A 23,205-nucleotide genomic window follows, 5' to 3' on the forward strand; every position below is an offset into this window, starting at 1 on the left:
GGCTCGCATATGCCGCATATCGGGAGACGTGTGTCCACCCTTGGGCAAGAATCGGGGCCATGGATCTGCCGGTGATGCCGCCTGTGAAACCGATGCTCGCCAAATCCGTCTCGAAGATCCCGCCCGGTATGCAGTACGAGGCCAAGTGGGACGGCTTCCGTGCGATCGTGCACCGCGACGGCGACGAGGTGGTGATCGGCAGCCGCACCGGGAAGCCGCTCACCCGCTACTTCCCCGAGCTGGTCACCGCCGTCCGGGACAATCTGCCGCCGCGCTGTGTGATCGACGGCGAGATCGTGATCGCGTACGACGGCCGGCTGGATTTCGACCGGCTCAGCGAGCGCATCCACCCCGCCGATTCCCGGGTGCGGCTGCTCTCCGAGCAGACCCCGGCCTGTCTCATCGCCTTCGACATCCTGGCAGTGGGCGACGATTCGCTGCTCTCCATCAGGCAGTCCGACCGGCGCGCCGTTCTGGAGGCGGCCCTGTCCGGTGCGTCGGCCCCCGTACATCTCGCACCGGCGACCACGGACCCGGCGGTCGCCCAGGAGTGGTTCGAACGGTACGAGGGCGCGGGGCTCGACGGTGTGGTCGCCAAACCGCTCGATCTGCCGTATCGCCCCGACACCAGGGTGATGTACAAGATCAAGCACGAGCGGACCGCCGACTGTGTGGTGGCGGGGTACCGCTTCCACAAGAGCGGCCCGGTCGTCGGCTCGCTGTTGCTGGGCCTGTACGACTTTGATGGCGCACTGCAGCACGTCGGAGTCTGTGCGGCCTTCTCGATGAAGCGGCGCGAGGAGCTGGCCGCTGAGCTGGAGCCGCTGCGTATCGAATTCGCCGGCCATCCGTGGGCGGCCTGGGCGGACGCAGAGGCGCACGAACGCGCCCGGCTGCCCGGGACGCCGAGCCGCTGGTCCGGTAAGAAGGACCGGTCGTGGGTGGCGCTGCGTCCGGAGCGGGTCTGTGAGGTGGCGTACGACCACATGGAGGGCGACCGTTTCCGGCACACCGCCCAGTTCCGCCGGTGGCGGCCGGACCGCACCCCGGACAGCTGCACCTACGCGCAGCTGGAAGAGGTGGTGCGGTACGACCTGGCCGAGGTGCTGTCAGCCGGCGGCCGCTGAGCCCGACGGCGTGGCACACGGGTCCTCGCTCGTTCCCGGGTCGGGCGACGGGGACTCGGTGGCTCCGGCCGAGTCGGTCGGATCGGGGGATGCGGAGTCCGTCGGACAGCCCGGGCCGGGTGGCGAGGTACTGGGGTCGGGGCTTGACGTACCGGGGTCCGGGGAGGCCGGTCCACTGTCGGTCGGATCGGGGGAGCCGCCCGGATCGGTGGGGTCCGGGGAACCGCTCGGGTCCGGGGAACCGGTCGGTGATCCGGTGGGCTTCGGGGACGCCGATGACGAGGGGCCGGGCGAACCGCCGGGCTGCGGGCCCACGATGATGCCGCCGCCGGGGGCACCGGGGCCGCCCACCGGGTGCGTCGGCCTGTTCGGCCCGCCCGCGCCGGGGCTCTTCGGTACGGGGCCCTTGCCGTCGGCCACCGGGTGGATGCCCTTGCGGTAGAACTCCAGCCAGGAAAGCACGATGCGCAGATAGGTGTCCGAGTGGTTGTAGCTGAGGATCGCCCGGTCCAGATCGGCCTTCACCGACAGATTGCGCGGTCCGGCACAGAGGTAGTACCCGGCGGCCAGGGCGGCGTCGTAGACGTTGCTCGGATCGCGGCGGCCGTCGCCGTTTCCGTCCTTGCCCCAATGGGCCCAGGTGGAGGGGATGAACTGCATCGGGCCGACCGCCCGGTCGTACGTCCTGTCACCGTCGTACGCGCCGCCGTCGGTGTCCGGGATGTTGGCGAAGCCCGAGCCGTTGAGCACCGGCCCGAGGATCGGGCTCAGCGTCGTACCGTGCGCGTCGACCCGGCCCCCGCCGGCCTGGCCGGACTCGACCTTGCCGATCGCCGCGAGTAACTGCCACGGCAAGCGGCATCCGGGGTCGGTGCGGCCGAGCGCACTCTCCGCCTTGCGGTAGGCGGCGAGCACCGTGGCCGGTATGCCCGCCTCGGCCCAGGACCGGGCGACGGCCGGGCTCTGCCTCAGACCTGCCTTCGGCGGCTTCGGCGACTGCATCGGCGGCAGTTCGGTGTGGTAGGAGTCGTCGTTGGGGACGTGCGACCACTTGATCTCGTCGGCCTCCTGGCGCTCCTTCGCGGTCTGTTCATGGCGGACAAGTCCCGGTGCCTGGGACGCGGTGAGCGCGGCCATCGCGGCGACCGCGGCTGCCGCGCCGCCGATTCCGCGGCGCATGGTGCCGTTGAACTTCATGCGTGCTCCCCTCTCCCCCGGGTCACTGGGTGAACGTATCGATGGCGGAGATCCGCCAGGTGCCGCCGCGGCGAACAGCGTCCACGGCGAACATGGCCGCCGCGTAGGTCGTCTCGTCCGACTTGCCGGTTCGGGTGTTGCTCTGGTCGGCGAAGATCAGCAGTCGGGCCCGGTCGCCGTCGAGGAGTTCCACACCGCTCTCGGTGACGGTCGTGGTGAGGACGAGTTTCTGCTTCGGCGCCTGCGCCCGTACCTCCGCGAGCATGTCCTTGTGCTGCTGAACGGCCTTGCCGACCAGGTAAGTCCTCGCCGCCTGCTCGGACTTGACGGTGGCGGCGTAGTTGTACGAGAAGACCGCACCGACCGCCTCGGAGATCTGTCCCTTCACCTCACTGGTACGGCCGATGTCGGTGAGTGCGGTGTTCCGGCGGCTCGCGTCGCCGCGCAGCCCGTCGGCCGCGGTGAACGACCAGGCGGCGAAGGCACCGAGGAGGACGGTGAGTGCGCAGAGCACGACAGGGAGCCGGATCCGCGGGCGGGGCATGGTGCGCGGCTGTTCACCCCGCGCCTCGCCTGCCTCCTCTTCCTCCGTCCGATCTGCGTCGCGGGGATCCGATGACTCCTCGAGGTCCGGCGTGACCACGGACTGCTGGTCGTCCTCGCCGGCCCGCCCTTTCCTTCGCGGTGGTGCTGTCGTGCGCTCCGCGGCGGCCACGGTCGCCAACCGGCGCTGACGGTTCACGAGGTGGCGGGTCGTCGACATGTCCGGAGTTCCTCTCGGTGATGGAATGGATCGGATGGGACCGGGTGGCTTCAGACCGACCGGCAAATGGGGGTGGGAGAAGGAGCGGGGCCGGGTGTGTGCAGCTGCAAGGCGGAGGAGGGAGGCAACGCGGAGGGGGTCCCCCCATGCCTTCAGGGCCATGGGGGAGTTGCCGACTGACGACAACGCCGGAGGGGGTCCCCCCTGGCCCTCAAGGCCTTGGGGGAGTGCGTGCCCGGTCCCGCGACGCCGCCCCCCATGTGCCGGTCGGTCTCAGCCGGCCGTGTTCCCGACCGGCGCCTGTCCGAGGGCACTGAGCTTCCACCCCTCGGACGTGCGGGTGAGCCGGCCGAGCATCCGGCTCTCCTTCACCGCGGGCTTTCCTCTCGGTGCCGTCACGGTGATCCGCAGGGCCACCATCACCGATGCCTTGCCGGTCCGGTCGTCGAGTTCGGTGACCGCACCGGACAGCACCTTGGCGGTGCTCACGGTCTTCGCCTCCTGGATCTGCTTCTCGAACCCGCTGCGTCCGTCCACGAGTTGCTGGTGCAGATCGCCGGTGGTGGAGTCCTCCCAGCTGTCCAGACCCTGGTCCAGCTTCTGATGGTCGAGCGTGTTCAGGTTCTGCACGGCCTGCTCGCCCGCCGCCAGGGCGTCGTCGCGGGTCTGCCCGTAGCCGGCCGAGTCGTCGTGCCCGGCCTCGTACCAGGACCAACCGCCCCGGGCCGCGCTGCCGGCCGCCAGGGCCGTCAGCACGATCGCCGCCACCACCAGCGGGTTCTTCGTCGTCCGTACCCGTGCCATTGCTGTCTCTCCCTTGCCGGCTGAGCCGAGCGGTGGATGTCCGATGGGCTGTGGCTGTGGCGGTGGCTGCCGCCTGGCTATCTGGAGGCGATGTCCACGATTCTCCAGTGCCCGTCCCGGAGTTCGGCGGTGACGGAGAGCTGGGCGGCCGCCGTGGTGGCGGGCTTGCCCCGGCGTTCGTAGACCTGGTCGAGGAAGACGAGAAGATGGGCGCCGGTGCCGGAGAGCCGGCTGACCCCGGCGTGTACGACATGCGTGGTGAGGGTCAGCTTCTGGTCCCTGGACTGCTTCTCGACCTGGCCGAACAGAGCCGCGTACTGCCGCAGCGCCTTTCCGCCGAGGAGCTGCTTCGCGGACTCCTTGGTGCCTGCGGTGTCCTGTGGACCGTACGAGAAGACCTTGCCCAGTGCGTTGCTCACATCGCCCACGACGCGGGTCGTCGCCTCGGTGTCGCTGAGCGCCAGATTGTCAGTGGCGGGAGTGTCCCTCACCTGCTGGGCGCGGACGAAGAATCCGGCTCCCGCCACGACCAGGGCGACGACCAGCAGCACGACCGCGGTACGCCGCAGTCGGCGGGTGGACCCGGACTCTCCGGCCTCGTCGGGCTCGTCCCCGGCGGTCTCCGGGCTCTTGGGCTCCTCCACCCCGGCTTCGGTCTTCTCCTCGGTGCTCACCATCGCCGTCCTCCCCCATGCCTCATGCGGCACCCACCGGAATCGCGGTGAGTGCTTTGACCTTCCAGCCGTCCGGAGTGCGGGCGAGCGTGGCCTCGAACCGTTTGCGCTCGGTGCCGGCCGCGCCGGTGCGCGATGTGACCCGGACGTCGACGGTCGCGATCAGCTCGGCCGTACCGGCGCGTTCGTCGAGCGCGGTGAGTGCCGCGTCGGTGACGGTGCCGCGGGCCGTGCTGCCGCTCTTCTTCAGGTCGTTCGCATCCTTGCTCCGGGTCCGCTTCAGCTGGTCGTGCAGTGGCCCGGTGGACACGTCGAGCCACTGCCGCAGCCCCGCGTCCACGCTCGTGGCGTCCTTGCCGTTCAGACTGTTCAGCCGGGCGAGATGGTGCTTGCCCGCCGCCAGGGCCGCGTCGCGGCTCTTCGCGTACGCGAGGGTGTCGTCGCCACGCGCCTGTGTGTACGACGAGACGCCGAAGGCGCAGATCAGCACGGCGGCGAGCATGACCGCCCAGCCCATGAGGACCCTGGTACGGAAGTTCACTCGCCGGCCTCCAATCCCAGCAGCCCGGCCATGCCGTTCGTGGCGGGTGACGTGTTCGCCGTGGCCCCGAGTGCGCCCGGGAGCGTGCCTCCCGCGTCGGCGCCCAGGAGCATCGAGCCCGGTTTGACGGGTTCCGGTACGGCCGGGCCCTTCGGCGCGTTGGCGCTGCCGCGTACGTTGATGCCGGTGCCGGGTGAGGAGGTGCAGCGCGCCTTGGTGTTGACCTCGGGGCCGGTTGTCGTGTCGAGACCGTTGCGATAGGTCGTGCCGCCGTAACCGGCGGTGCAGGGCAGTGGTTCGAAGAAGGTGACCGACATACCGAACCGGGCGCCGTCCTCGTCCACGGCGCTCGCTCCGGCCGCGGCGACCGCGGGCAGCTTCACGAGGAGTTCCTCGATGCCGCGCTGCCGGGTGACGGCAACCTCGGACGTGGTGAGGAGGTTCGCGACGACGATCCCGAAACCGGGGTCGAGATCGCGCAGCAGTCCGCTGATCTGCTCCGTCGCATCGGGCGCGGCGGCGATCAGCTTGCGGAGGTCCGTGTCGGAGCCCTTGAGCTGAGCTGCCAGCTCCTTGGCCCCGGTGGCGAATCCCTTGAGTGCTTCGCCCTGTTCGGCCTGGGTGCGCAGCACGATCTCGCCGTCGGCCATCAGCCTGGTGTTGGTGGGCAGTGCGTCGTCGGCCGCCTGCACGAATTCGCTGCCGGTGTCCAGGAGGACCTGGAGGTCGTCGCCGCGCCCGTCGAACGCGGTGCCGAACTCGTCGACCACGGTCCGCAGCGACTCCAGGTCGACGGAACCGGCGAGGTCGTTGACACTGGTGAGGACATTCGTCACCGGTGCCGGGACGGTGGTGTCGGCCTGGTCGATGACCGAGCCGTTCTCCAGGTAGGGCCCGTCGGTGCGGGTCGGCCGCAGGTCGACATACTGCTCGCCGACGGCGGAGAGGTTGGCGACGACGGCCTTGAGGTCATCGGGGATGGGGGGTGCGGACTTGTCGATGCGCAGCTCGGCCTCCACACCGTCGTCGGTGAGTTCGATCGGGCCGACGCGGCCCACGGAGACCCCCCGGTAGGTGACGTTTGAGTGGGTGAACAGTCCGCCGGTCCGGGTGAGTTGGACTTTGACGGTGTAGTAGTCACGCATGCCGACGTAGTGGCCGAGGTCGGCGTAACGGACACCCAGATAGCCGAGCACCAGCACTGCGATGATCAGGAACGAGATGTTCTTCAGCCGGATGGCGAGGGTGATCATCCGTTGCTCCCCTCCGAGGCCGAGGGCATGTCCGACGGTTTGTCCGAAGGCCTCTGGGACGGCTTGCGGGAAGGCGTTCCGGACGGCGTGGTCGTGGTTGTTCCCTCAGTGGTGATCGAGGGAAGCGGCAGTGGCAGTCCCGAGCCGGCCGACCTGGCCGTTGCCGGCGTTCCGGTCGCCGTGCCGGCGTCCGGGTCGTAGGGCGGGATGATCTGCGTGCCGGGGGCGGCCGTCATGTCCAGGTAGACGTTGAGGTAGTCGCCCTTGACACCGCGCAGCACCTCGTCCGTGAACGGGTAGGTGAGCAGCACCTGGAGGGAGTCCGGCAGGTCGTTGCCCGAGTCGGCGAGCGCCTTGAGGGTGGGGGCGATGGCCTTCAGGTCGGCGATCGTGTCCGCCTTGCTCTTGTCGACGGTGTCGACGGCGACGGCGGAGAGGGTGTCGAGTGCGCGCAGCATGGTGAGGAGCGAGCCGCGCTGTTTCTCCAGGACCTTCATCCCGGGGCTGAGCCCGGTGAGGACCTTGCCCACGTCCTGTTTGCGGGTGGCGAGGGTGGTGGAGAGCCGGTTGACACCGTCGAGTGCCTCGGTGATGTCCTTCTTATGGTCGTCAAGGTTGGTGACGATGGTGTCGACGCGGCTGAGCATGGACCGGATCTGCGGTTCCTGCCCGGCCAACGCCTTGTTGAGTTCGGTCGTGATGGTCTTGAGCTGGTTGATGCCGCCGCCGTTGAGGAGCATCGACAGGGCGCCGAGGACCTCTTCGACCTCTGGGTTCCGGTTGGTGCGGGTGAGCGGGATCTTCGCACCGTCGGTGAGTGCGCCCCGGGCGGTGCCGGTCGCGGGTGGTGAGAGCTGGATGTACTTCTCACCGAGAAGGCTGGACTGTTCCAGGCGGGCGTACGCGTTGGCGGGCAGTCCGACCTTCCCGTTGACGCGCATGGTGACCCTGGCCTGCCAGCTGTCCGGGGCGAGGGAGATCTCGGTGACGCGACCGACGGAGACGTCGTTGACCTTCACCGAGGACTGCGGGGCGAGGCTGAGTACGTCCGCGAAGTCGGCGGTGATCTCGTACGGATGGTCTCCGAGGTCCGCGCCACCGGGCAGCGGCAGCTGTTCGATGCCGCTGAACCGCGGGGGCTCGCAGCCCCTGACGACGAGGACGCAGCAGAGGCCGAAGACGATCAGGATGCCGGCACCGGTGGTCGCGAGGGCTCCGGGTCTGCGGAGGGTACGGCTCATCGGTTCGCCCCCTTGTTCTCGTTGTTCTTCGTTGTCCGGGTGTCCTCCGGCGTGCCGTAGACGGTGCCCACGGCCGGGAGCGGCAGCGAGGGCAGGGTCTTCTGCCGTTCGGCGGTCACCGGGGAGAGTCCGTCGAGGCTCACGGTGGATTCGGTGAGCGGCCCGCCCATGCTGAGCTCGTTGAGGTCGGTCCGGCCGTTGAGGGTCCGGTTCGTCGGGTCGTACGCGTTGATGACGTTGCCCGCGGAGAGCGGCAGTGTGTCGAGGGACTCGGCGAGCGAGGCCCGCTGGTCGACGAGGGTCTGGGTGAGCGGTACCAGGGCGTCCACGTTCTTCTTGAGTGCCCCGCGGTTGTCCTGGATGAAGGTCTTGACCTGGGCGAGTGCGGTGCCCAGCTCCTTGAGCGCGGCACCGAGGTTCTTCTTGTCGTCGGCCAGGAAGCCGGTCACCGAGTTCAGCTGCTGCTCGGCGGCGCGCACATTGCCGTCGTTCTCCTTCAGCATCGTGGTGAAGGTCTGCAGGTAGGACAGCGTGTCGAAGAGGTCCCCGCTGCTCTTGTCGAGGGTCTTCGTGGCCTTGCCGAACTGTTCGATGGAGTCCCCGATGTCCTTGCCATTGCCCTTGAGGTTCTTCGCCCCGGTGTCGAGGAGCCCGGCGAACGCTCCCTGTGCGTTCGCCCCATCCGGTCCGAGCGCGCCGGCGAGTTCGGTGATGGACTCGTACAACTGGTCCACCTCCACCGGCGTCGCGTTGTTCGCGGCGGGCAGTTCGGCACCGTCTGCCAGGACCGCTCCCCCGTCGTAGGCGGGTGCGAGCTGGATGTACCGGTCGGCGACGAGGCTGGGTGCGACGACGACGGCGTGCGCCTCCTTGGGGACCTTGATGCCCTTGTCGACGCGCAGGACGACCTTGACCTCCTTGCCGCGCGGTTTCACCGATTCGACGGTGCCGACCTTGACACCGAGGATCCGGAGGTCCGATCCGGCGTAGACACCGGTGGCCTGGTCGAAGTACGCCGTGACGGTCGTCGTTCCTTCTTCGTCCAGGGCCATGACCCCGGCGGCGGCCGCGACGGCGAGTCCGGCACCGATGCCGACGATGCGCGTGAGTCTCATGTCAGCTGCCGCCTTCCTGCTTGGGAGGCATACACCCGGTCGCCGGTGGTGTGTCGGCGGGCAGGTAGTTTTTCGGGACGACACCGCAGACGTAGTTGTCGAACCAGCGGCCGTTGCCGAGGGTGTTGCCGACGAGCCTGTTGTACGACCCGGCGAGCGACAGCACCTTGTCCAGGCTCTTGCGGTTCTTCTGCAGGACCGCGGTGACCCGGCTGAGCGCGTTGAGCGTGGGCTTCAGCTGCTTGTTGTTGTCGGCGACGAGCCCGGTGAGCTGGGTGCCCAGATCGCGGGTGCCGGTCAGCAGCAGATGGATGGAGTCGCGGCGCGCCTGAATCTCGCCGAGGAGCAGATTGCCGTCCTCCAGGAGGGTTTCGAAGCTGCTCTTCTTGTTGGCGAGGGTCTTGGTGAGCTGTTTGCTGCCCTTGAGGAGGGTGGCGAGCTGGGCGTCGCGCTCGGAGACGGTCCTGGAGAGTGCGGAGAGCCCGTTCGCGGCGCTCTTCACGTCCGGCGGGGAGTCCTTGAACGTGGCGGAGATCGTTTCGAAACTCTTGGCGAGCTGTGCGGTGTCGATCTCCCCGATGGTCTCACCGAGGCCGTTGAACGCCTGGGTGACGTCGTACGGGGATGTGGTACGGCTCGCCGTGATGCGCTCGTGCGGGTCCTGCGGGGCGTTGCCGAGCGGGTCGACGGCGAGGTACTTCTCCCCGAGCAGTGTCTTGATGGCGATGCCGACGGTGCTGGAGTTGCCGATCCAGGCGTCCTTGACCCGGAAGGTGACCTTCACCTTGGCGCCGTCGAGGGAGATCCCGGTGACCTCACCGACCTTCACTCCGGCAATCCGTACTTCGTCGCCGTCGGCGAGCCCGGCCGATTCGGTGAAGTCGGCGCTGTATGTCTTGCCGCCGCCGATGAAGGGCAGCGAGTCGGCGCGGTAGGCGGCGAGTCCGACGAAGGCCAGGACAAGCAGGCCGACGATGCTGACGGCGACGGGGTTGCGTTCCCGTACGGGCTTGATTCTCATGACAGGCACCTCGGCTGGGTGATCTCGATGCCGGTGGGCGGTGTGCTGCCGTCGCTGGTCGTCACACCGCTGATCCTGGCCTCGCAGAGGTAGAGGTTGAGCCATGAGCCGTACGAGGCGAGGCGGCTGATCGCCGCCATCTTGGCCGGGGTCTTCTCCAGGAAGTTCTCGATCTTCGGCGAGTTGTCCGCCAACCGGTCGGAGAGGCGCCCGAGTTGCTTGATGTCGTCCTTGAGCGGCCCCCGGCCGTCGTTGAGCAGGTCCGCGGTGACGGTGGTGAGCGCGCCCATAGCGGTGACCGCCCGGCCGAGCGGTTTGCGGTCCCCGGAGAAGCCGGTGACGAGCTTCTGCAGGGTGACGACGAGGTCGTTGAAGCCGGCCTCGCGGTCATTGACGGTCTTCAGGACCGTGTTGAGGTTCTTGATCACCTCGCCGATCACCTTGTCCTTGGCGGCGACGGTGCCGGTCAGCGAGCCGACGTGCTGCAGGATGCTGTCGACGGTGCCGCCCTCGCCCTGGAGCACCTGGACGATGGAGCCTGCGAGCTCGTTGACGTCCGGCGGGGAGAGCCCTTCGAAGAGCGGCTGGAAACCGTTGAAGAGCTGGGTGAGGTCGAGTGCCGGGGTGGTGCGGGCGAGCGGAATGGTCGAGCCGGCGGTGAAGCTCTCGCCGACCGGGCCCGCCCCCTGGTCGAGGTCGATGTACCGCTGGCCGACCATGTTGAGGTACTTGATGGACGCGGTAACCGACGCCGGGAGCTTCCGGCCCTTCTGGACGCTGAAACGGACCTCGGCGAGCCGCCTGTCGGCGACCTCGATGGATTCGACCTGCCCGACCTTGACCCCGGCGATCCGGACGCTGTCGCCGACGATCAGTCCGGTCGCGTCGGTGAACCGGGCTTTGTACGCAGCGGTGCTGCCGACGCCCGTGTTGGCGATGGACAGGGCCAGGACGGTGGTGGCCAGGACCGTGACCAGGATGAAGACGATCGATTTCGCGAGTGGCCCGGCGAGGGAGCGGCGCTTCACTTGAGCTTCACCTCCGCACCGCGGAAGGCCGGACCGATGAGCACGCTGCTCCACTCGGGCAGGGCCTGCGGCCGGGCTTTCAGTGAGGGAGCGACCAGTTCGTTGACGAGCCGGCTCTCCTGCGGGGAGTTGGGCATACCGAGGGACGCGTCCGCTGCCGCCACTTCTTCGGGGGCGCCGGGCGTGGAATCCGCCCGGGTTTCCTGGCCGGCCGCCGTGCGGGCGTCCGCGGTCGGCACGGTGTTGCCGACGTAGGGCAGGGAGTAGCAGTGCGGTCCGCCGGTCGCGTCGTAGACCGGGGTGTCCTTACCGGCCACGTACTTCCCCTTGGAGGGCACGGTCTTCAGCGTGACGTGCAGACCGGGTTCATCGGTGCCCTTGCCGAGTGCCTTGTCCATGGCCGGGACGAACCCGGCCATGGTGCGCAGGGTGCAGGGGAACTCCGACGAGTACTTCGCGAGGGTCTCCAGCGTCGGTCTGCCTGTTGCGGAGAGCCGGATGAGGTTGTCCTTGTTCTTTCGCAGGAAGGTGGTGGCGTCCTGGGCGGAGGCGGTCGTGGACCCGTACAGGTCGGCGAGCCCGGCCTGCTGTTCGGCGAGGGTGCCGCTGGTGGTGGTGAAGTCGGTGAGCGCGTCGAGGACATCCGGTGCCGCATCCGCGTACACGGTGCTCACCTTGACGAGTTCCTTGATGTCGGCGTTGAGCTTGGGCAGTTGGGGGTTGAGCTTCTTCAGGTGCGCGTCGAGCGTGACGAGGGTCTCGCCGAGCTTGTCGCCCCGCCCTTCGAGTGCCTGGGAGACAGCGGTGAGCGTGGCGGAGAGCTTCTGTGGCTGTACGGCGGTGAGCAGCGGCAGGACGTTGTCGAGGACCTGTTCCAGCTCGATGGCGTTGCTGGAGCGGTCCTGAGGGATGACGGCCCCCGCCTTCAGCGACTGCGCGGAGGGAATCTCCGGCGGTACGAGTGCCACGAACCGTTCCCCGAAGAGGGTGGTGGGCAGCATCTGGGCGGTGACGTCGGCCGGGATCCGGTCGAGTTTTCCGGGTTGGATGGCGAGGGTGAGCCGGGCTCCGTCCCCGTCGGCCGCGATGTTGCGGACCTGGCCGACGACGACGCCGCGCAGTTTCACATCGGCGTTGTCGTGCATCTCGTTGCCGACGGTCCCGGTCCGTACGGTCACGGTGGCGTCGTGGGTGAAGTCCTTGTTGTACACCGCGACCGACACCCACACGAGTACGGCGGGGACGAGCAGAAAGCTGACTCCGGCGAGTCGGCGGCGTACCGTCTGCGTGTTCATCATCCGGCCACCTTCACGGTCGTCGTGGCGCCCCAGATGGCGAGCGAGAGGAAGAAGTCGGTGACGCTGATCAGCACGATCGCGTTGCGCACCGACCGCCCGACGGCGATACCGACCCCGGCGGGCCCGCCCTCGGCACGGAATCCGTAGTAGCAGTGGGCGAGGATCACCATCACGCTGAAGATCAGCACCTTGAGTACCGACAGCAGTACGTCGTCCGGGGAGAGGAAGAGGTTGAAGTAGTGGTCGTACGTGCCCTCCGACTGCCCGTTGAACAGGACGGTGACGTAACGGGACGCGACGTACGACGAGAGCAGCCCGATCGCGTACAGCGGGATGATCGCGACGACTCCCGCGATGACCCGGGTGGTGACGAGGTAGGGCATGGATCGCACGCCCATCGCTTCGAGTGCGTCCACCTCTTCGTTGATCCGCATCGCTCCGAGCTGGGCGGTGAAGCCGGCGCCGACAGTGGCGGAGAGAGCGAGTCCGGCGACGAGCGGGGCGATCTCACGGGTGTTGAAGTAGGCGGAGATGAAGCCGGTGAAGGCGGAGGTGCCGATCTGGTTGAGAGCGGCGTATCCCTGGAGACCGACGACCGTCCCCGTGAAGAGCGTCATCGCGATCATCACGCCGATGGTTCCGCCGATGACACCGAGGCCGCCGCTGCCGAACGCGACTTCGGCGAGGAGGCGCTGCACCTCTTTGAGGTAGCGGCGCAGGGTCCGGGGGATCCAGATCAACGCGCGCAGATAGAAGGTGAGTTGATCGCCTGAGCGATCCAGCCAGCCGAGCATGGACATCTTCTCTCAGCTCCCCTTCGCGGGGACGATCTGGAGATAGATCGCCGTGAGGACCATGTTCACGAAGAACAGCAGCATGAAGGTGATGACGACGGACTGGTTGACCGCGTCGCCGACGCCCTTGGGACCGCCGCGCGGGTTCAGCCCGCGGTAGGCGGCGACGATGCCCGCGATGAACCCGAAGATCAGCGCCTTGAACTCGCTGATGTAGAGGTCGGGCAGCTGGGCGAGGGCGGAGAAGCTGGCCAGGTACGCGCCGGGGGTCCCGTGCTGCATGATCACGTTGAAGAAGTAGCCGCCCAGGGTGCCGACGACGGAGACCAGGCCGTTGAGCAGGACGGCCACGAACATCGTGGCCAGGACGCGCGGGACGACGAGGCGCTGGATGGGTGAGACACCCATGACCTCCATCGCGTCGAGCTCCTCGCGGATCTTCCGGGACCCGAGGTCGGCGCAGATCGCCGATCCGCCCGCTCCCGAGATGAGCAGCGCCACGATGAGTGGGCTGGCCTGCTGGATGACGGCGAGGACACTGGCGCCACCGGTGAAGGACTGGGCGCCGAGCTGCTCGGTGAGCGAGCCGACCTGGAGGGCGATGACCGCGCCGAACGGGATGGAGACGAGGGCCGCGGGCAGGATGGTGACGCTGGCGATGAACCAGAACTGCTCGATGAACTCCCTTACCTGGAAAGGCCTTCGGAAGACCGCTCGGGTCACGGACAGGGCGAGCGCGAACAGCTTCCCCGTCTCGCGCAGCGGTGCGAGCAGCCTCGTCGGCTGTTTCTGCACCGGGGTCTGCCGCGGGGGCGTCGCATCGGTGGCGGGCGGCTCGGGGGGCCGCACCGGAATCTCGGCCGTCACGGGCGTGCACCGCCGGCGGCCGGGGTGTAGCTGTTCATGATGGCCGTACGGGCGGCCTCCGGGAGCCGGCCCATCATGCCGAGGACCCGCTCCCGGCGGCGCAGGGCGGCTTGGCGGACCGGCATCCCGGGCGAGGGTTCCAGCTGCGGTACGACGGTCCGCGGGGCGGAGCCGTAACCGTTGCCGTTGCCGTTGCCGTTGAGCTGCTCGGCAGCGAGGGTGGCGGCGTCCTTCTCCTCGGACATGCCGATGGGGCCTTCGCGGCGTCCGGAGAGGAACTGGGAAACGACCGGCACATCGCTGGTGAGCAGTACCTCACGCGGCCCGAAGGTGACGAGGTTGCGGCAGAACAGCATCCCCATGTTGTCGGGGACGGTCGCCGCGATGTCGAGGTTGTGGGTGACGATCAGCATCGTGGCGTCGATCTGCGCGTTCAGATCGATCAGGAGCTGCGAGAGGTAGGCGGTGCGGACAGGGTCGAGTCCGGAGTCCGGCTCGTCGCAGAGAATGATCTGCGGGTCCAGGACGAGCGCACGGGCGAGACCGGCCCGTTTGCGCATGCCGCCCGAGATCTCGCCGGGCAGCTTCCCCTCGGCACCGAGAAGCCCGACGATGTCGATCCGCTCCATGACGATGCGGCGAATCTCGGATTCCTTCTTCCGGGTGTGCTCGCGCAGGGGGAAGGCAATGTTGTCGAACAGCGACATCGATCCGAAAAGGGCACCGTCCTGGAACATGAGCCCGAAGAGCTTACGGGTCTCCATGATGTCTCGTTCGGGACTGTTCACCATGTCGACGCCGTTGATGAGGACGCGACCGTGTTCGGGCTTCAGCAGGCCGATGATGGATTTGAGGAAGACGGTCTTTCCCGTACCCGACGGGCCGAGCATGACGCTGACCTCGCCGGCGGGGAGCGTGAGCGACACATCCTGCCAGATGTTCTGCTTGCCGAAAGACTTGGTAAGGCCTTCGACAACTACTTCGATTCCCATCCCACCTCCTGCATGCGCTCACGAAGTGACAGAAGTGCGCCGAGGGGCGCACGTTAAGTTCACCGACACCGCCAGGACAAGCCCTTGAACAGCCAATTCGTGAACGACCGGCCCACTTGTCATCCAGTGACAAAATTTCACTCAAACCTTGTAAAGAACTGCGCACCCACCGCAGTCGGTGCAGGCCGGAGCCCCAGGAGGCCGGAGCCGGGTCCCCGGAATGAGAGCTCCGCCCGCGTGGAGAATCGGGTCCGGGGGCTCCCGGTCAGGGAATCCCGGCACGGGGGGCCACGACGGGTCCCTTTCCTGACGGGTGAACAATCTCCGGATGCGCCGGACGAGTTGCTGACGAGGGCGACGTTACGGCCGGGTAACCTGGCCCGCAATACCAGTTCTCCAAGTTTTCGCGAGCCCGCGTCGAGCCGTCGGGTTCTTTGCATTTTCTGAGCAGGAGCTCTGGAGAATTTATCGGCAAATGACAAGTCCCGCAGCCCCCGCGGCGAGGCCTCACCGATCACGGCCGGCCGCCCGGCGACCGTCCGGACCGGCGCGAACACACAAGTGGGAGCATGAATTCCGCATAGGGTGCGGGTCTTGACGGCATCGGGTTCCACCCCGGGCAATACGCACCGATTGACAAGGCGGCGCCGTGTCGTACTCATCCGAGGACGAGAAGCCGCATTCGGGGGCAGATTCTCAAACGGCGGGATTGTGCGCCAGTGTTTCTCGCCAGTAACCTCACGGCTCGGTGATTGGGGAGTCCGAACCGGCATTGCTCGCAGCTGACCCCGACACCCGCATTCCGCACACCTACGGTCTGCGCACCCCTCAGGCCATGACCGAACCACGCCGCCTTCGGGGCGCCGCAGGCAGACCGAGCAATTCCGGACCCACCAGGCCGCCTCTGTGACGGCTGCCTCAAAAGATGGGGAAGACATGAGATCTGGTTCGAACCGGGCGCGCGTGGGGCTGCTGGCCTCCTTCACCGCACTGGCCGCCTTCGCGTCCATGGGGTCGGCCACCGCTGCCGCGACCCTGAACGGCAACTGGGCGCCCTTCACCCGTTGTCCGGTGGACGCTCCCGCCATGCTGGCAGCGGACGGCGCGACGGACACCGCCACCTGCGTCTCCTCGCACTCGGCGAGCGGCTCCATCAAGCTCGGCAACACCGTGGTCCCGGTGGGCGCCAGCGACCTGCAGATCGGGGTGGTCACACATCCGGGCGGCGGGGCGACCGTGGTCTCGCCTCCGGGCGGCGCACTGGTCGCGGACTCCGCTCAGATCCCCGGCGGACTGCTCGGCCTGATGTGCCCCAGCGACATTCCCGTGATCACCGGCATCTGCAACCAGCTGACCGACAACACCCTGAACCGGGTGACCGCCACCATCGAGTCGGTCAACAGCCCCCGCGATTTCCAGCTCCTCGCGGGAACCACCACCGGAAAACCGATCATCACGCTGCCGGTACGGATCCATCTGGAGAACCCGTTCCTCGGTAACTCGTGCTACATCGGATCCGCTTCCGACCCGATCCTGCTCCGCCCGCAGAACCTGACACGCCCGGCCGTCAGCACCCAGAGGTTCGCCGGCGACGGCACCACCGAAGCGACCGGCCCCATGGGCCGGATCAGCCTTGTGGGTGCCAACCAGACCGACACGACGTACGCGGTCCCCGGGGCCAGTGGCTGTGGGCTGGGCCTGCTCAACTGGGCGGTGAACCTGAAGACCGGGCTGCCCTCGGCCTCGGGCAACAACAACGTGGTCCTCAACAACGCCCAGACGTATGTCGCGACGATCAACAACCCCGGCAGCGTCGCCCCCGACGCGGGCAAGCTGCTGTCGCAGTACTGGCACTCGGCGGCCCAGTAGCCACTGCCGTGCCCTGCCCGACGCCCCGGCGGGGCCACGCTCCTGTCTGGAGGTGGCCCCACCGGGGCGTGGAGACGTGTCGTCGGACGGAGAAGGCTCTGCCGACGGCTCACACCCCTGCGGCCTCGCCGCCGCTCTCCGCTCCTGGAAGCGACTGGTCCGCCTCACCGCACAGGACATGGTCCCGGACCATCCGACCGGGTCGGCAGCCCCCGGCCCAACCAGGATCGACGGACGAACCGCCCCTCAAGGGCGCAGGAGGACCTTGACGGAGCCGAGCCGGCGAACGCGCGGGCCGGCTGAGCCAGTGTGCTGCTCGGCAGAAGCACCCCCTGGCAGAAACCGGCACATTGGGCTCCGGGCCGCGGCTGGGGCGCAGCAGCCGACGACCGGGCGGGCCGTTCACGTCGGACAGGACACGCCTCCCGGGACCCGACGTGCCCCGGTCCGCGGGAGACGAACAGGGGAGGCGGTCACGAGTCCGTGCCGGGCATCTTCGGCATGGTCGGCGGGCAGAGGTTATTGGGCGAACTCGGAATACACGTCGTCCCCTGGTTCATGCTGATCAGGTTCCCGGGGCCCGAGATGGATGCCGTGAACAAGGCATCGAGGTCTTCGCCCCCCGTTCCGCAGCCGGCAAACGGCGGGATATCGACCTCCCCTTCCAGCAGGCCTCCGGAGTAGACATTGACATACTTCGCCCCACCATTGAGAACTACCTTGTACGGCGCGACGGTCCTGCAGTTGCCGCCCACGTCCAAGGGGGTTCCATTGACCTTCACGTCGTAGAGGCGCAGGGACTGCTTGAAATAGGCCGTGGAGAAGGCAATTCGCTGGGCGCCGGAACCAATATTTCCGGTGGAGATGGTCATCGGACCGTTCTCGAATGCCACCTTCGCGCTCACCGGCTGGAATCCGAACGTCAAAAAGGTCGATTCGGCATCCGGAAGCTTCAGATTTCCGAGCGAGTCGAGACGGGTGTAGGCACCGCCCTTGGCGCTGGCAGCACGATTCGACGTGTGTTTGATCGCCATGACGCTGATCAATGCCGGGGGGCGGGCGGGGTCGTTGATGATCATGGCCCCGTTCAGCTTGCGCACATTGGCGATCCCGACCGCATAGGCGCAACCGAAGGTTCCGCCCGTGGGCACGTCGGTCTCCCTGGTGGGATCGCCCGGAGGTGCCTGCGGCGCCTCGCTCCAGTCCATCTCCCCCGTAGCAGGCCCCACCGGGCACGGATCGGCGCCTTCGGCCGGAGTGTCCTCCTGCTCGACCACGATGCCTTCACCGGATTTCTCGCCCGAGCCGCCGTGCTCCGCCGTGCCGGGTGTCCCGGACGGTTCGGCATCCGGGCCGCCCGGCACCAGAACGGTCGCAAGGCGTCCGTCCTGCCCCTCCTCCGGCTCACACGTCAGTGTTGCCGAAGCCGCATCGCTCTCCTGGCCCGGTGCCGCCGCGGAGCGCAGTCCGACCGTCAACTCCCCTGCGGTGAACCGAACGTCACCCGGGGTACCCACCGTCACCGACGGGACTTCGCCCGAGTGGAGCAGCCTCACCGCACCGTCGGCCGGAAGCGGGGTGCCCGGAGCGCCGAGATCCGCCCACTGCGCCTGGACCGACTGATCGTTCTGCGCCACCTCCACCGTGAGCGTCGCCGTGCTGACCACCGCATCGGCACCGGTCGGGAGCAGCCCGTCGAGATCGGTCCGCGACAGCACCACGGCGACCGTCGCGGGCCCCGGCTGCACGGGCCGGCCGACCTCGCCCGTGGCCGGCACTTCCACCGAGACCTCGACCGTGGCCGCCACGTCCCTGCCCTTCGGTCCGCAGTCGTACGCGAGGGTGACCGGCTTCGTGCCTTCGTCCGCGGCGGATCCGGGTCCGGACAGCAGCCCGGCAAGGAGCGTGACGCTCCCGATCGAGGCAAGCCGCACCGACCGCCTGCCGCCCCTCACGGGTGACTTCATGTTCATGTCGGCCCTGTCCTCCACCTCGTGCGTACTGCGACTGATCTGCTGCGGCACCGATCCCGACGGCGCCGGGAACGAGAAGGCCGGGCCGACGGCGGCAGCATCTGCTCGCGTCGGCCCGTACCCGTGCGCTGTCCGGTACTACGGGGTGGTGATCACCGGCGCCGTGCCTGTCGATGTCACGGCCACGTGATACGAGGCGTTGAAGCTGGCCACATCACCGTTGTTGATGAGACCGAGGCAGCTGGCGTTGGACGCGACCAGATCGGCGCCCGAGCCGTCGATGACGAGGTCACCGGTGTTGTTCTGGTAGTGCCCATAGACCTTGCCCGTGAAGTCGGCGCTGCAGCCGATTCCGGAGATGTGGGCCGAGATGGAACTCACGGTGCCGTCAACCCAGTTCGAGTTGGACGCGTTCGGCTGAACGACGTTGATCAGCCATGGCTTCGTCTTCATCGTGACATCGAAGGGGATTCCACCGACTGTGCAGTTGGTGAAGATGATGTCGTTGATGCTGCCGATGCTGTTGCCGGTGGAGCTCGACGCCTGGAGGACTCCGGCCGTCACATCGGAGGACTCACACTCCAATGACGCAAGCGGCACTTCCAGCGTCGGGAAGTCTGCGTGCGCGGTGTAGGCCCCCGACGGCGTGACCGTCCACGTCGTCGCGGTACCGGCCGAGGCCGTCGACACCGTCATTCCGATGGCCGCACCGAGGGCGGCGGTTACAACTGCGGCTCTGCGTGCAAGGGTGTTCACGGATCCGTATCCCTTCAGGATGTGCGACCCGGCACCGGAGCTCGCCTCCGGCCGGATTCGGCGGAGCTCCCAGGGCGGAGTCACAGGACAGAGAGTGGCAGTCCGACCCGACCGACTGCGCGACCACTTGCGTTCGGCGAAGACGCTACGGGCGAGTAATGTTGCTCCGCAACACTCGGGACGAAGAATCTCCGAAAGCGCACTCGCCGGGCAATAACTTGTTCCGGGGCGAGTACGGGCTCATGGATTCTTATCCAGAAGTGAGTGGTTCCGGCCCCGCGGTGGCGCGGCTCGCGTCGGCCGCATCGACCGGTCGAGGACCGATCGTCCCAGCAACTCCCCACGTCACAACCCCCGCTGCAAGACGGCGCCAGTCCCGACCGGCACGCTGTGCGGCCACCGGGCGGTGGCCCTTGACTTCGCCGAACCTGCGCAGTCGAATTACCACCGGAATACCGATCGCGACTTGCTTCCTATTACAGGTGACGACCGTACAAGGATTCCCCGGCGCTCCGGGAATTTTCTGTCACCTTGCGCCGAACCTGATTGCGGACCCGCTCCGGCCGCCGGAACTCCGGCCGTCCCGTGGCACGTGCGGCCCGGACCCGGCACGGTAATACGTGCCCCTTGCATCTCGTGCTGTCACGACTGTGTCCACGCGCCCCTGCTTGGACTATCTTCAGCAGCCCACGTTGGTACGCACCTGACGGCTTGGGAGCGCTCCTCCCACTACCCACCCCCCATCGGGCGCCGGAGAGCAAGGGATGCAGGCATGCCGGGAGTTGTACAGCCCTCGGACCTCGGAGAACCACTGGGACCGCTGCCGCAGGAGTTCGCCGCGATCGTGCGGCCCGAACTCCCCAGCCTGATCAAGGAGATCGGGCTGGAGGTGACGCGCGCCTACCCCGAGTATGCGCGACTGCTCGACGGTCCCTACGGCCAGGGCATCCGGGTCGGCGTGGAGCAGAGCATCTCCGTCTTCGTGGACCAGGTAGCCGAGCCGGCCGCTCCCTCCCCCCTGCGCGACGAGATGTGCCGCAGGTTCGGCAGGTTCGAGGCGTACGAGGGGCGCAGCCTGGACCAGTTGCAGGGCGCGTACCGACTGGGCGCCCGAATCGCGCTGCGCCGGGCCAAGAAGGTGGGGCGGCGCTACAACCTCTCCCCCACGATGATGCTCACCTTCGCCGACGCCCTCTTCTCGTACGTCGATGAGCTCGAAGCACTGTCCCGCGAGGGCTACTTGGAGGTCCGCGCGGCCTCCGGCGACCACACGGACACCCTTCGGCGGCGTCTGTTGCATCTGGTACTCGCGGGCCGGCCCGTGCCCCGTACCGCCATCGCCGAACTCTGTGAGCAGACCGGCTGGGTACTGCCCGAGGAGGTGACTCTCGTTGCGGTGCGCCACTCGGCGGACCTCGGGCGGCTCGGCGCCGACCGCGACGTCCTCGTCGACTTCACCGACCCACAGCCTCACTTACTGATCCCGGGACCGTTCGACGAGATGCGAAGACGCATGCTCGATCACGCGCTCCCGGGTGCCCGCGCCGCAATCGGCCTGACCGTTCCCACCGCCCTCGCCCCGGACTCGATCCGCTGGGCCCGTCGTGTGCTCGAACTCGTCGACGCAGGCGTCATCGACGACGCACCCGTCATCCTCTGCGAGGACCACCTCATCACCCTGTGGCTCCTCTCCGACCCGGTCCTGCTGGACCAGCTCGCACGGCGTGAACTCGCCCCGATGGCCGGCATCAGCGCCAATCGGCGCGAGCGGCTGACCGAGACATTGCGGATCTGGCTCGACACCCGTGGCACCGCCGCCCAGATGGGCGAGCTGCTCGACGTTCACCCGCAGACCGTCCGCTACCGGATGCGCAATCTGGAGTCCATCTTCGGCGAGCAACTCGTCGACCCCGAGTCCCGGTTCTCGACCGAGGCCGTGCTCCGCGCAATGCGGCTGCGTACCCGCAACGACGACACACCACTCTGACCGGCGCAGCGCGGATCCCGACCCGAGCACGTTCCTCACGCGGAGTCAACTTACTGACGCGTAAGGGGAAATAGCCGGTCACTCCCAAACGGTTGCCACACGGAGACGTTCTCAACGAGAAACCCGGAAGTGCGTCCCGTACATATGGAGAAGTCGGCCGCCCACCCGACGGCCTCACCGAGAACCGCCTCCTGGCCAACCATCCGAGAGGGACCCCCCATGACCGCCTCGCACCTCCTCGTCCCCGTGCCGATCCCGGACCGGGTCGCCGCGCTGATCGGGTCCTGCATCCCGCCGCACATCGTGGAGGCGGAGTTCGATGCCGAATGCGCAGCGCGCGAGGTGCGCAGGTTCCGCGGCCCACGGCTCTGCGCCGAGGACCAGGCCGACCGCGAGCAGGCACTCGCCGAGCTGGCCCGCGCCAACAAGATCCTCGCCGCCCACCACCCCCGGCTGCCGGTGCGCCCCGGCAGCTCCTGGTGAGCCGCCCGCACCTCCCCCACTCCGCGCCGAGATCCGCACCGAGATCGAGGCCGTACGGCTGCTGATCCGGCAGGCCGCGTGGATGGCCCGCAACGACCGGACCTTCGACGCGGGCCAGGGCTCCATGCCCAAGCTGTGCGCGGGCGAACTCTCCGTGTCCGCAACCGAGAAGGCCATCCAGATCCTGGGCGGCGCCGGGTACAGCAGGGAGCACCCCCTCGAGCGGATGTACCGCGACGCCGAGATCTGCACGATCTTCGAGGGGACGAGCGAGATCCAGCGGCTGGTGATCGCGCGGGCGATCTCCGGGCGCCACATCCGCCGATCACTCCTGCGCGGATGCAGGGCGCGCCCCGGCATCTCCGGCCGCTCGCGCCCCTTGTTGCCGCATCCGGGTCACCGCCCGGATTGGGATCGCCAGCGGCCGGCGTGAGAATGTCGGGCGGTGGCGGCGATTGCGATGCGGTCGACTCGTCCGGGGCGGACCTCAGCACCTCCGGGTCCGTGCCGGGCAAGGCCGCCGACGTCATTGATCCACCGTCCGCCGACACACCTCATGGGGGAACGCCATGCCCGCCGACCCGCGCCCGTCCGTCCTCTTCGTCACCGACCTCGCCTACGAGGCCCGCGGTCGCCGCTACTGCGACGAGGACATCTTTCTGACGTCGCGGCTGCGCGAGGAATTCGATGTCGCGCTCTGCCACCCCCGGGACGCCGCCGCGCTGCTCGACGGTTTCGACGCGGCCGTCGTACGCAACAGCGGTCCGGTGCTGCACTACCAGGAGGCGTACGAAGCGTTCCGCGCGCGGGCGCGGGAGCTGGGCGTACACGTCTACAACCCGCTGCACGGCCGCGGGGACATGGCGGGCAAGCAGTATCTGGTCGATCTGAGCCGGGCCGGATATCCGGTGATCCCCACGGTGGGCCGGGCGGCGGATCTGGGGCTGCTGCCCGCGGCCGCGGAGTATGTGGTCAAGCCGAAGCTGGGGGCGGACTCCGTCGGGCTGCGGTTCATACGGGAGGCCGCTCTGCCGGAGAGCGCGGACGGCACGCTGCTCGTCCAGCCGCGGATCGACTTCCGTTACGAGGTGTCGTTCTACTTCATCGACCGCGACTTCCAGTACGCGCTGTACGCACCGCATCCGGAGCAGCGGTGGGTACTGGAGCCGTACGAGCCGAGCGCGGCGGATCTGGAGTTCGCCCGGAGTTTCGTGGAGTGGAACAGTCTCGACCATGGCATCCAGCGGGTCGACGCCTGCCGGACCGCGGCGGGCGAGCTGCTGCTCGTCGAGCTGGAGGACCTCAATCCGTATCTCTCGCTGGACCGGGTGGCGGAGCCGGTGCGGGAGGCGTTCGTGACCCGTATGAAGGCTTCCGTGCGGGATCTGCTGACCTGACACCACGTCCGGCCGTCCCCCACAT

At 68.1% G+C, this 23,205-nt stretch carries 22 protein-coding genes and 1 pseudogene; 7 read left to right on the forward strand and 16 right to left on the reverse strand.

Features of this window, described 5'->3' with window-relative positions:
• Positions 1-59 precede the first annotated feature (59 nt).
• The gene (locus IEZ15_RS24605) at positions 60-1,127 is read left to right on the forward strand and encodes an ATP-dependent DNA ligase (protein WP_189279392.1); all 1,068 of its coding nucleotides are present in this window, start codon (positions 60-62) and stop codon (positions 1,125-1,127) included.
• Here IEZ15_RS24605 and IEZ15_RS24610 read toward each other — a convergent pair.
• From IEZ15_RS24610 to IEZ15_RS24675, 14 genes are all read right to left on the reverse strand, one after another.
• Positions 1,110-2,324, reverse strand: coding sequence for a lytic transglycosylase domain-containing protein (locus IEZ15_RS24610; RefSeq protein WP_189279393.1), 1,215 nt, complete (start codon positions 2,322-2,324; stop codon positions 1,110-1,112). The genes IEZ15_RS24605 and IEZ15_RS24610 overlap by 18 nt on opposite strands.
• Before the next feature lie 22 nt (positions 2,325-2,346).
• Positions 2,347-3,087 carry a hypothetical protein gene (locus IEZ15_RS24615; protein WP_189279394.1) on the reverse strand — a complete coding sequence of 247 codons (741 nt, stop codon included), beginning with the start codon at positions 3,085-3,087 and terminating at the stop codon, positions 2,347-2,349.
• 273 nt (positions 3,088-3,360) lie between these two features.
• The gene (locus IEZ15_RS24620; protein WP_229846092.1) at positions 3,361-3,891 is read right to left on the reverse strand and encodes an Rv1363c family protein; all 531 of its coding nucleotides are present in this window, start codon (positions 3,889-3,891) and stop codon (positions 3,361-3,363) included.
• Positions 3,892-3,968: 77 nt separating this feature from the next.
• Positions 3,969-4,568 carry a hypothetical protein gene (locus IEZ15_RS24625; protein ID WP_229846093.1) on the reverse strand — a complete coding sequence of 200 codons (600 nt, stop codon included), beginning with the start codon at positions 4,566-4,568 and terminating at the stop codon, positions 3,969-3,971.
• Positions 4,569-4,587: 19 nt separating this feature from the next.
• On the reverse strand, positions 4,588-5,106 hold the full coding sequence (locus tag IEZ15_RS24630; protein ID WP_189279395.1) for an Rv1363c family protein: 519 nt from the start codon (positions 5,104-5,106) through the stop codon (positions 4,588-4,590).
• Positions 5,103-6,359 carry an MCE family protein gene (locus IEZ15_RS24635; RefSeq protein ID WP_189279396.1) on the reverse strand — a complete coding sequence of 419 codons (1,257 nt, stop codon included), beginning with the start codon at positions 6,357-6,359 and terminating at the stop codon, positions 5,103-5,105. The genes IEZ15_RS24630 and IEZ15_RS24635 overlap by 4 nt, the downstream gene beginning before the upstream one ends.
• On the reverse strand, positions 6,356-7,600 hold the full coding sequence (locus IEZ15_RS24640) for an MCE family protein (protein ID WP_189279397.1): 1,245 nt from the start codon (positions 7,598-7,600) through the stop codon (positions 6,356-6,358). Before IEZ15_RS24640 ends, IEZ15_RS24635 begins: the two co-directional genes overlap by 4 nt.
• Positions 7,597-8,715, reverse strand: coding sequence for an MCE family protein (locus IEZ15_RS24645; protein WP_189279398.1), 1,119 nt, complete (start codon positions 8,713-8,715; stop codon positions 7,597-7,599). The genes IEZ15_RS24640 and IEZ15_RS24645 overlap by 4 nt, the downstream gene beginning before the upstream one ends.
• Position 8,716: 1 nt before the next feature.
• The gene (locus tag IEZ15_RS24650) at positions 8,717-9,736 is read right to left on the reverse strand and encodes an MCE family protein (RefSeq protein ID WP_189279399.1); all 1,020 of its coding nucleotides are present in this window, start codon (positions 9,734-9,736) and stop codon (positions 8,717-8,719) included.
• Positions 9,733-10,764 carry an MCE family protein gene (locus tag IEZ15_RS24655; protein ID WP_189279400.1) on the reverse strand — a complete coding sequence of 344 codons (1,032 nt, stop codon included), beginning with the start codon at positions 10,762-10,764 and terminating at the stop codon, positions 9,733-9,735. The genes IEZ15_RS24650 and IEZ15_RS24655 overlap by 4 nt, the downstream gene beginning before the upstream one ends.
• Positions 10,761-12,059, reverse strand: a complete 1,299-nt coding sequence (locus IEZ15_RS24660; protein ID WP_189279401.1) for an MCE family protein — start codon at positions 12,057-12,059, stop codon at positions 10,761-10,763. The genes IEZ15_RS24655 and IEZ15_RS24660 overlap by 4 nt, the downstream gene beginning before the upstream one ends.
• Positions 12,059-12,862 (reverse strand): MlaE family ABC transporter permease, encoded by an 804-nt coding sequence (locus IEZ15_RS24665; protein ID WP_114247782.1) that lies wholly within the window; start codon positions 12,860-12,862, stop codon positions 12,059-12,061. Before IEZ15_RS24665 ends, IEZ15_RS24660 begins: the two co-directional genes overlap by 1 nt.
• 6 nt (positions 12,863-12,868) lie before the next feature.
• Positions 12,869-13,723 (reverse strand): MlaE family ABC transporter permease, encoded by an 855-nt coding sequence (locus IEZ15_RS24670; protein ID WP_189279402.1) that lies wholly within the window; start codon positions 13,721-13,723, stop codon positions 12,869-12,871.
• On the reverse strand, positions 13,720-14,715 hold the full coding sequence (locus tag IEZ15_RS24675) for an ABC transporter ATP-binding protein (RefSeq protein WP_189279403.1): 996 nt from the start codon (positions 14,713-14,715) through the stop codon (positions 13,720-13,722). Before IEZ15_RS24675 ends, IEZ15_RS24670 begins: the two co-directional genes overlap by 4 nt.
• Positions 14,716-15,651: 936 nt before the next feature.
• Between IEZ15_RS24675 and IEZ15_RS24680 the strand changes: the two genes are divergently transcribed.
• Positions 15,652-16,584 (forward strand): hypothetical protein, encoded by a 933-nt coding sequence (locus IEZ15_RS24680; protein WP_189279404.1) that lies wholly within the window; start codon positions 15,652-15,654, stop codon positions 16,582-16,584.
• 473 nt (positions 16,585-17,057) lie between these two features.
• On the opposite strand, the gene IEZ15_RS24685 is transcribed toward IEZ15_RS24680, so the two are convergent.
• Entirely contained in the window at positions 17,058-18,392 is a 1,335-nt protein-coding gene (locus IEZ15_RS24685) for a DUF6801 domain-containing protein (protein WP_229846094.1), read from the reverse strand.
• 97 nt (positions 18,393-18,489) lie between these two features.
• On the opposite strand from IEZ15_RS24685, the gene IEZ15_RS24690 reads away from it, so the two are divergent.
• Entirely contained in the window at positions 18,490-18,747 is a 258-nt protein-coding gene (locus tag IEZ15_RS24690) for a hypothetical protein (RefSeq protein WP_189279449.1), read from the forward strand.
• Here IEZ15_RS24690 and IEZ15_RS44985 read toward each other — a convergent pair.
• Entirely contained in the window at positions 18,696-19,313 is a 618-nt protein-coding gene (locus tag IEZ15_RS44985) for a hypothetical protein (protein ID WP_229846095.1), read from the reverse strand. The genes IEZ15_RS24690 and IEZ15_RS44985 overlap by 52 nt on opposite strands.
• A 772-nt stretch (positions 19,314-20,085) precedes the next feature.
• Here IEZ15_RS44985 and IEZ15_RS24700 point away from each other — a divergent pair.
• From IEZ15_RS24700 to IEZ15_RS24715, 4 genes and pseudogenes are all read left to right on the forward strand, one after another.
• A complete protein-coding gene (locus tag IEZ15_RS24700) occupies positions 20,086-21,300 on the forward strand; it encodes a PucR family transcriptional regulator (RefSeq protein ID WP_114247777.1) in 1,215 nt (404 codons plus the stop codon).
• A 219-nt stretch (positions 21,301-21,519) separates the two neighbouring features.
• On the forward strand, positions 21,520-21,783 hold the full coding sequence (locus tag IEZ15_RS24705) for a hypothetical protein (protein WP_114249422.1): 264 nt from the start codon (positions 21,520-21,522) through the stop codon (positions 21,781-21,783).
• 25 nt (positions 21,784-21,808) lie between these two features.
• Positions 21,809-22,105, forward strand: a pseudogene (locus IEZ15_RS24710) (acyl-CoA dehydrogenase family protein); the annotation flags it as partial.
• 247 nt (positions 22,106-22,352) lie between these two features.
• Positions 22,353-23,180, forward strand: a complete 828-nt coding sequence (locus IEZ15_RS24715) for an ATP-grasp domain-containing protein (protein WP_189279406.1) — start codon at positions 22,353-22,355, stop codon at positions 23,178-23,180.
• Positions 23,181-23,205 lie beyond the last annotated feature (25 nt).

It is taken from the genome of Streptomyces atratus, from assembly GCF_014648655.1.
In the GTDB taxonomy this organism is placed as follows: domain Bacteria; phylum Actinomycetota; class Actinomycetes; order Streptomycetales; family Streptomycetaceae; genus Streptomyces; species Streptomyces atratus.

What these genes read in the sequence shown, in the direction of transcription:
- IEZ15_RS24640 (WP_189279397.1), bottom strand. Translation starts at nt 7,600, where the DNA reads ATGAGCCGTACCCTCCGCAGACCCGGAGCCCTCGCGACCACCGGTGCC.
- IEZ15_RS24645 (WP_189279398.1), bottom strand. Translation starts at nt 8,715, where the DNA reads ATGAGACTCACGCGCATCGTCGGCATCGGTGCCGGACTCGCCGTCGCG.
- IEZ15_RS24665 (WP_114247782.1), bottom strand. Translation starts at nt 12,862, where the DNA reads ATGTCCATGCTCGGCTGGCTGGATCGCTCAGGCGATCAACTCACCTTC.
- IEZ15_RS24635 (WP_189279396.1), bottom strand. Translation starts at nt 6,359, where the DNA reads ATGATCACCCTCGCCATCCGGCTGAAGAACATCTCGTTCCTGATCATC.
- IEZ15_RS24675 (WP_189279403.1), bottom strand. Translation starts at nt 14,715, where the DNA reads ATGGGAATCGAAGTAGTTGTCGAAGGCCTTACCAAGTCTTTCGGCAAG.
- IEZ15_RS24650 (WP_189279399.1), bottom strand. Translation starts at nt 9,736, where the DNA reads ATGAGAATCAAGCCCGTACGGGAACGCAACCCCGTCGCCGTCAGCATC.
- IEZ15_RS24615 (WP_189279394.1), bottom strand. Translation starts at nt 3,087, where the DNA reads ATGTCGACGACCCGCCACCTCGTGAACCGTCAGCGCCGGTTGGCGACC.
- IEZ15_RS24620 (WP_229846092.1), bottom strand. Translation starts at nt 3,891, where the DNA reads ATGGCACGGGTACGGACGACGAAGAACCCGCTGGTGGTGGCGGCGATC.
- IEZ15_RS24715 (WP_189279406.1), top strand. Translation starts at nt 22,353, where the DNA reads ATGCCCGCCGACCCGCGCCCGTCCGTCCTCTTCGTCACCGACCTCGCC.
- IEZ15_RS24700 (WP_114247777.1), top strand. Translation starts at nt 20,086, where the DNA reads ATGCCGGGAGTTGTACAGCCCTCGGACCTCGGAGAACCACTGGGACCG.
- IEZ15_RS24605 (WP_189279392.1), top strand. Translation starts at nt 60, where the DNA reads ATGGATCTGCCGGTGATGCCGCCTGTGAAACCGATGCTCGCCAAATCC.
- IEZ15_RS24660 (WP_189279401.1), bottom strand. Translation starts at nt 12,059, where the DNA reads ATGAACACGCAGACGGTACGCCGCCGACTCGCCGGAGTCAGCTTTCTG.
- IEZ15_RS24610 (WP_189279393.1), bottom strand. Translation starts at nt 2,324, where the DNA reads ATGAAGTTCAACGGCACCATGCGCCGCGGAATCGGCGGCGCGGCAGCC.
- IEZ15_RS24625 (WP_229846093.1), bottom strand. Translation starts at nt 4,568, where the DNA reads ATGGTGAGCACCGAGGAGAAGACCGAAGCCGGGGTGGAGGAGCCCAAG.
- IEZ15_RS24705 (WP_114249422.1), top strand. Translation starts at nt 21,520, where the DNA reads ATGACCGCCTCGCACCTCCTCGTCCCCGTGCCGATCCCGGACCGGGTC.
- IEZ15_RS24680 (WP_189279404.1), top strand. Translation starts at nt 15,652, where the DNA reads ATGAGATCTGGTTCGAACCGGGCGCGCGTGGGGCTGCTGGCCTCCTTC.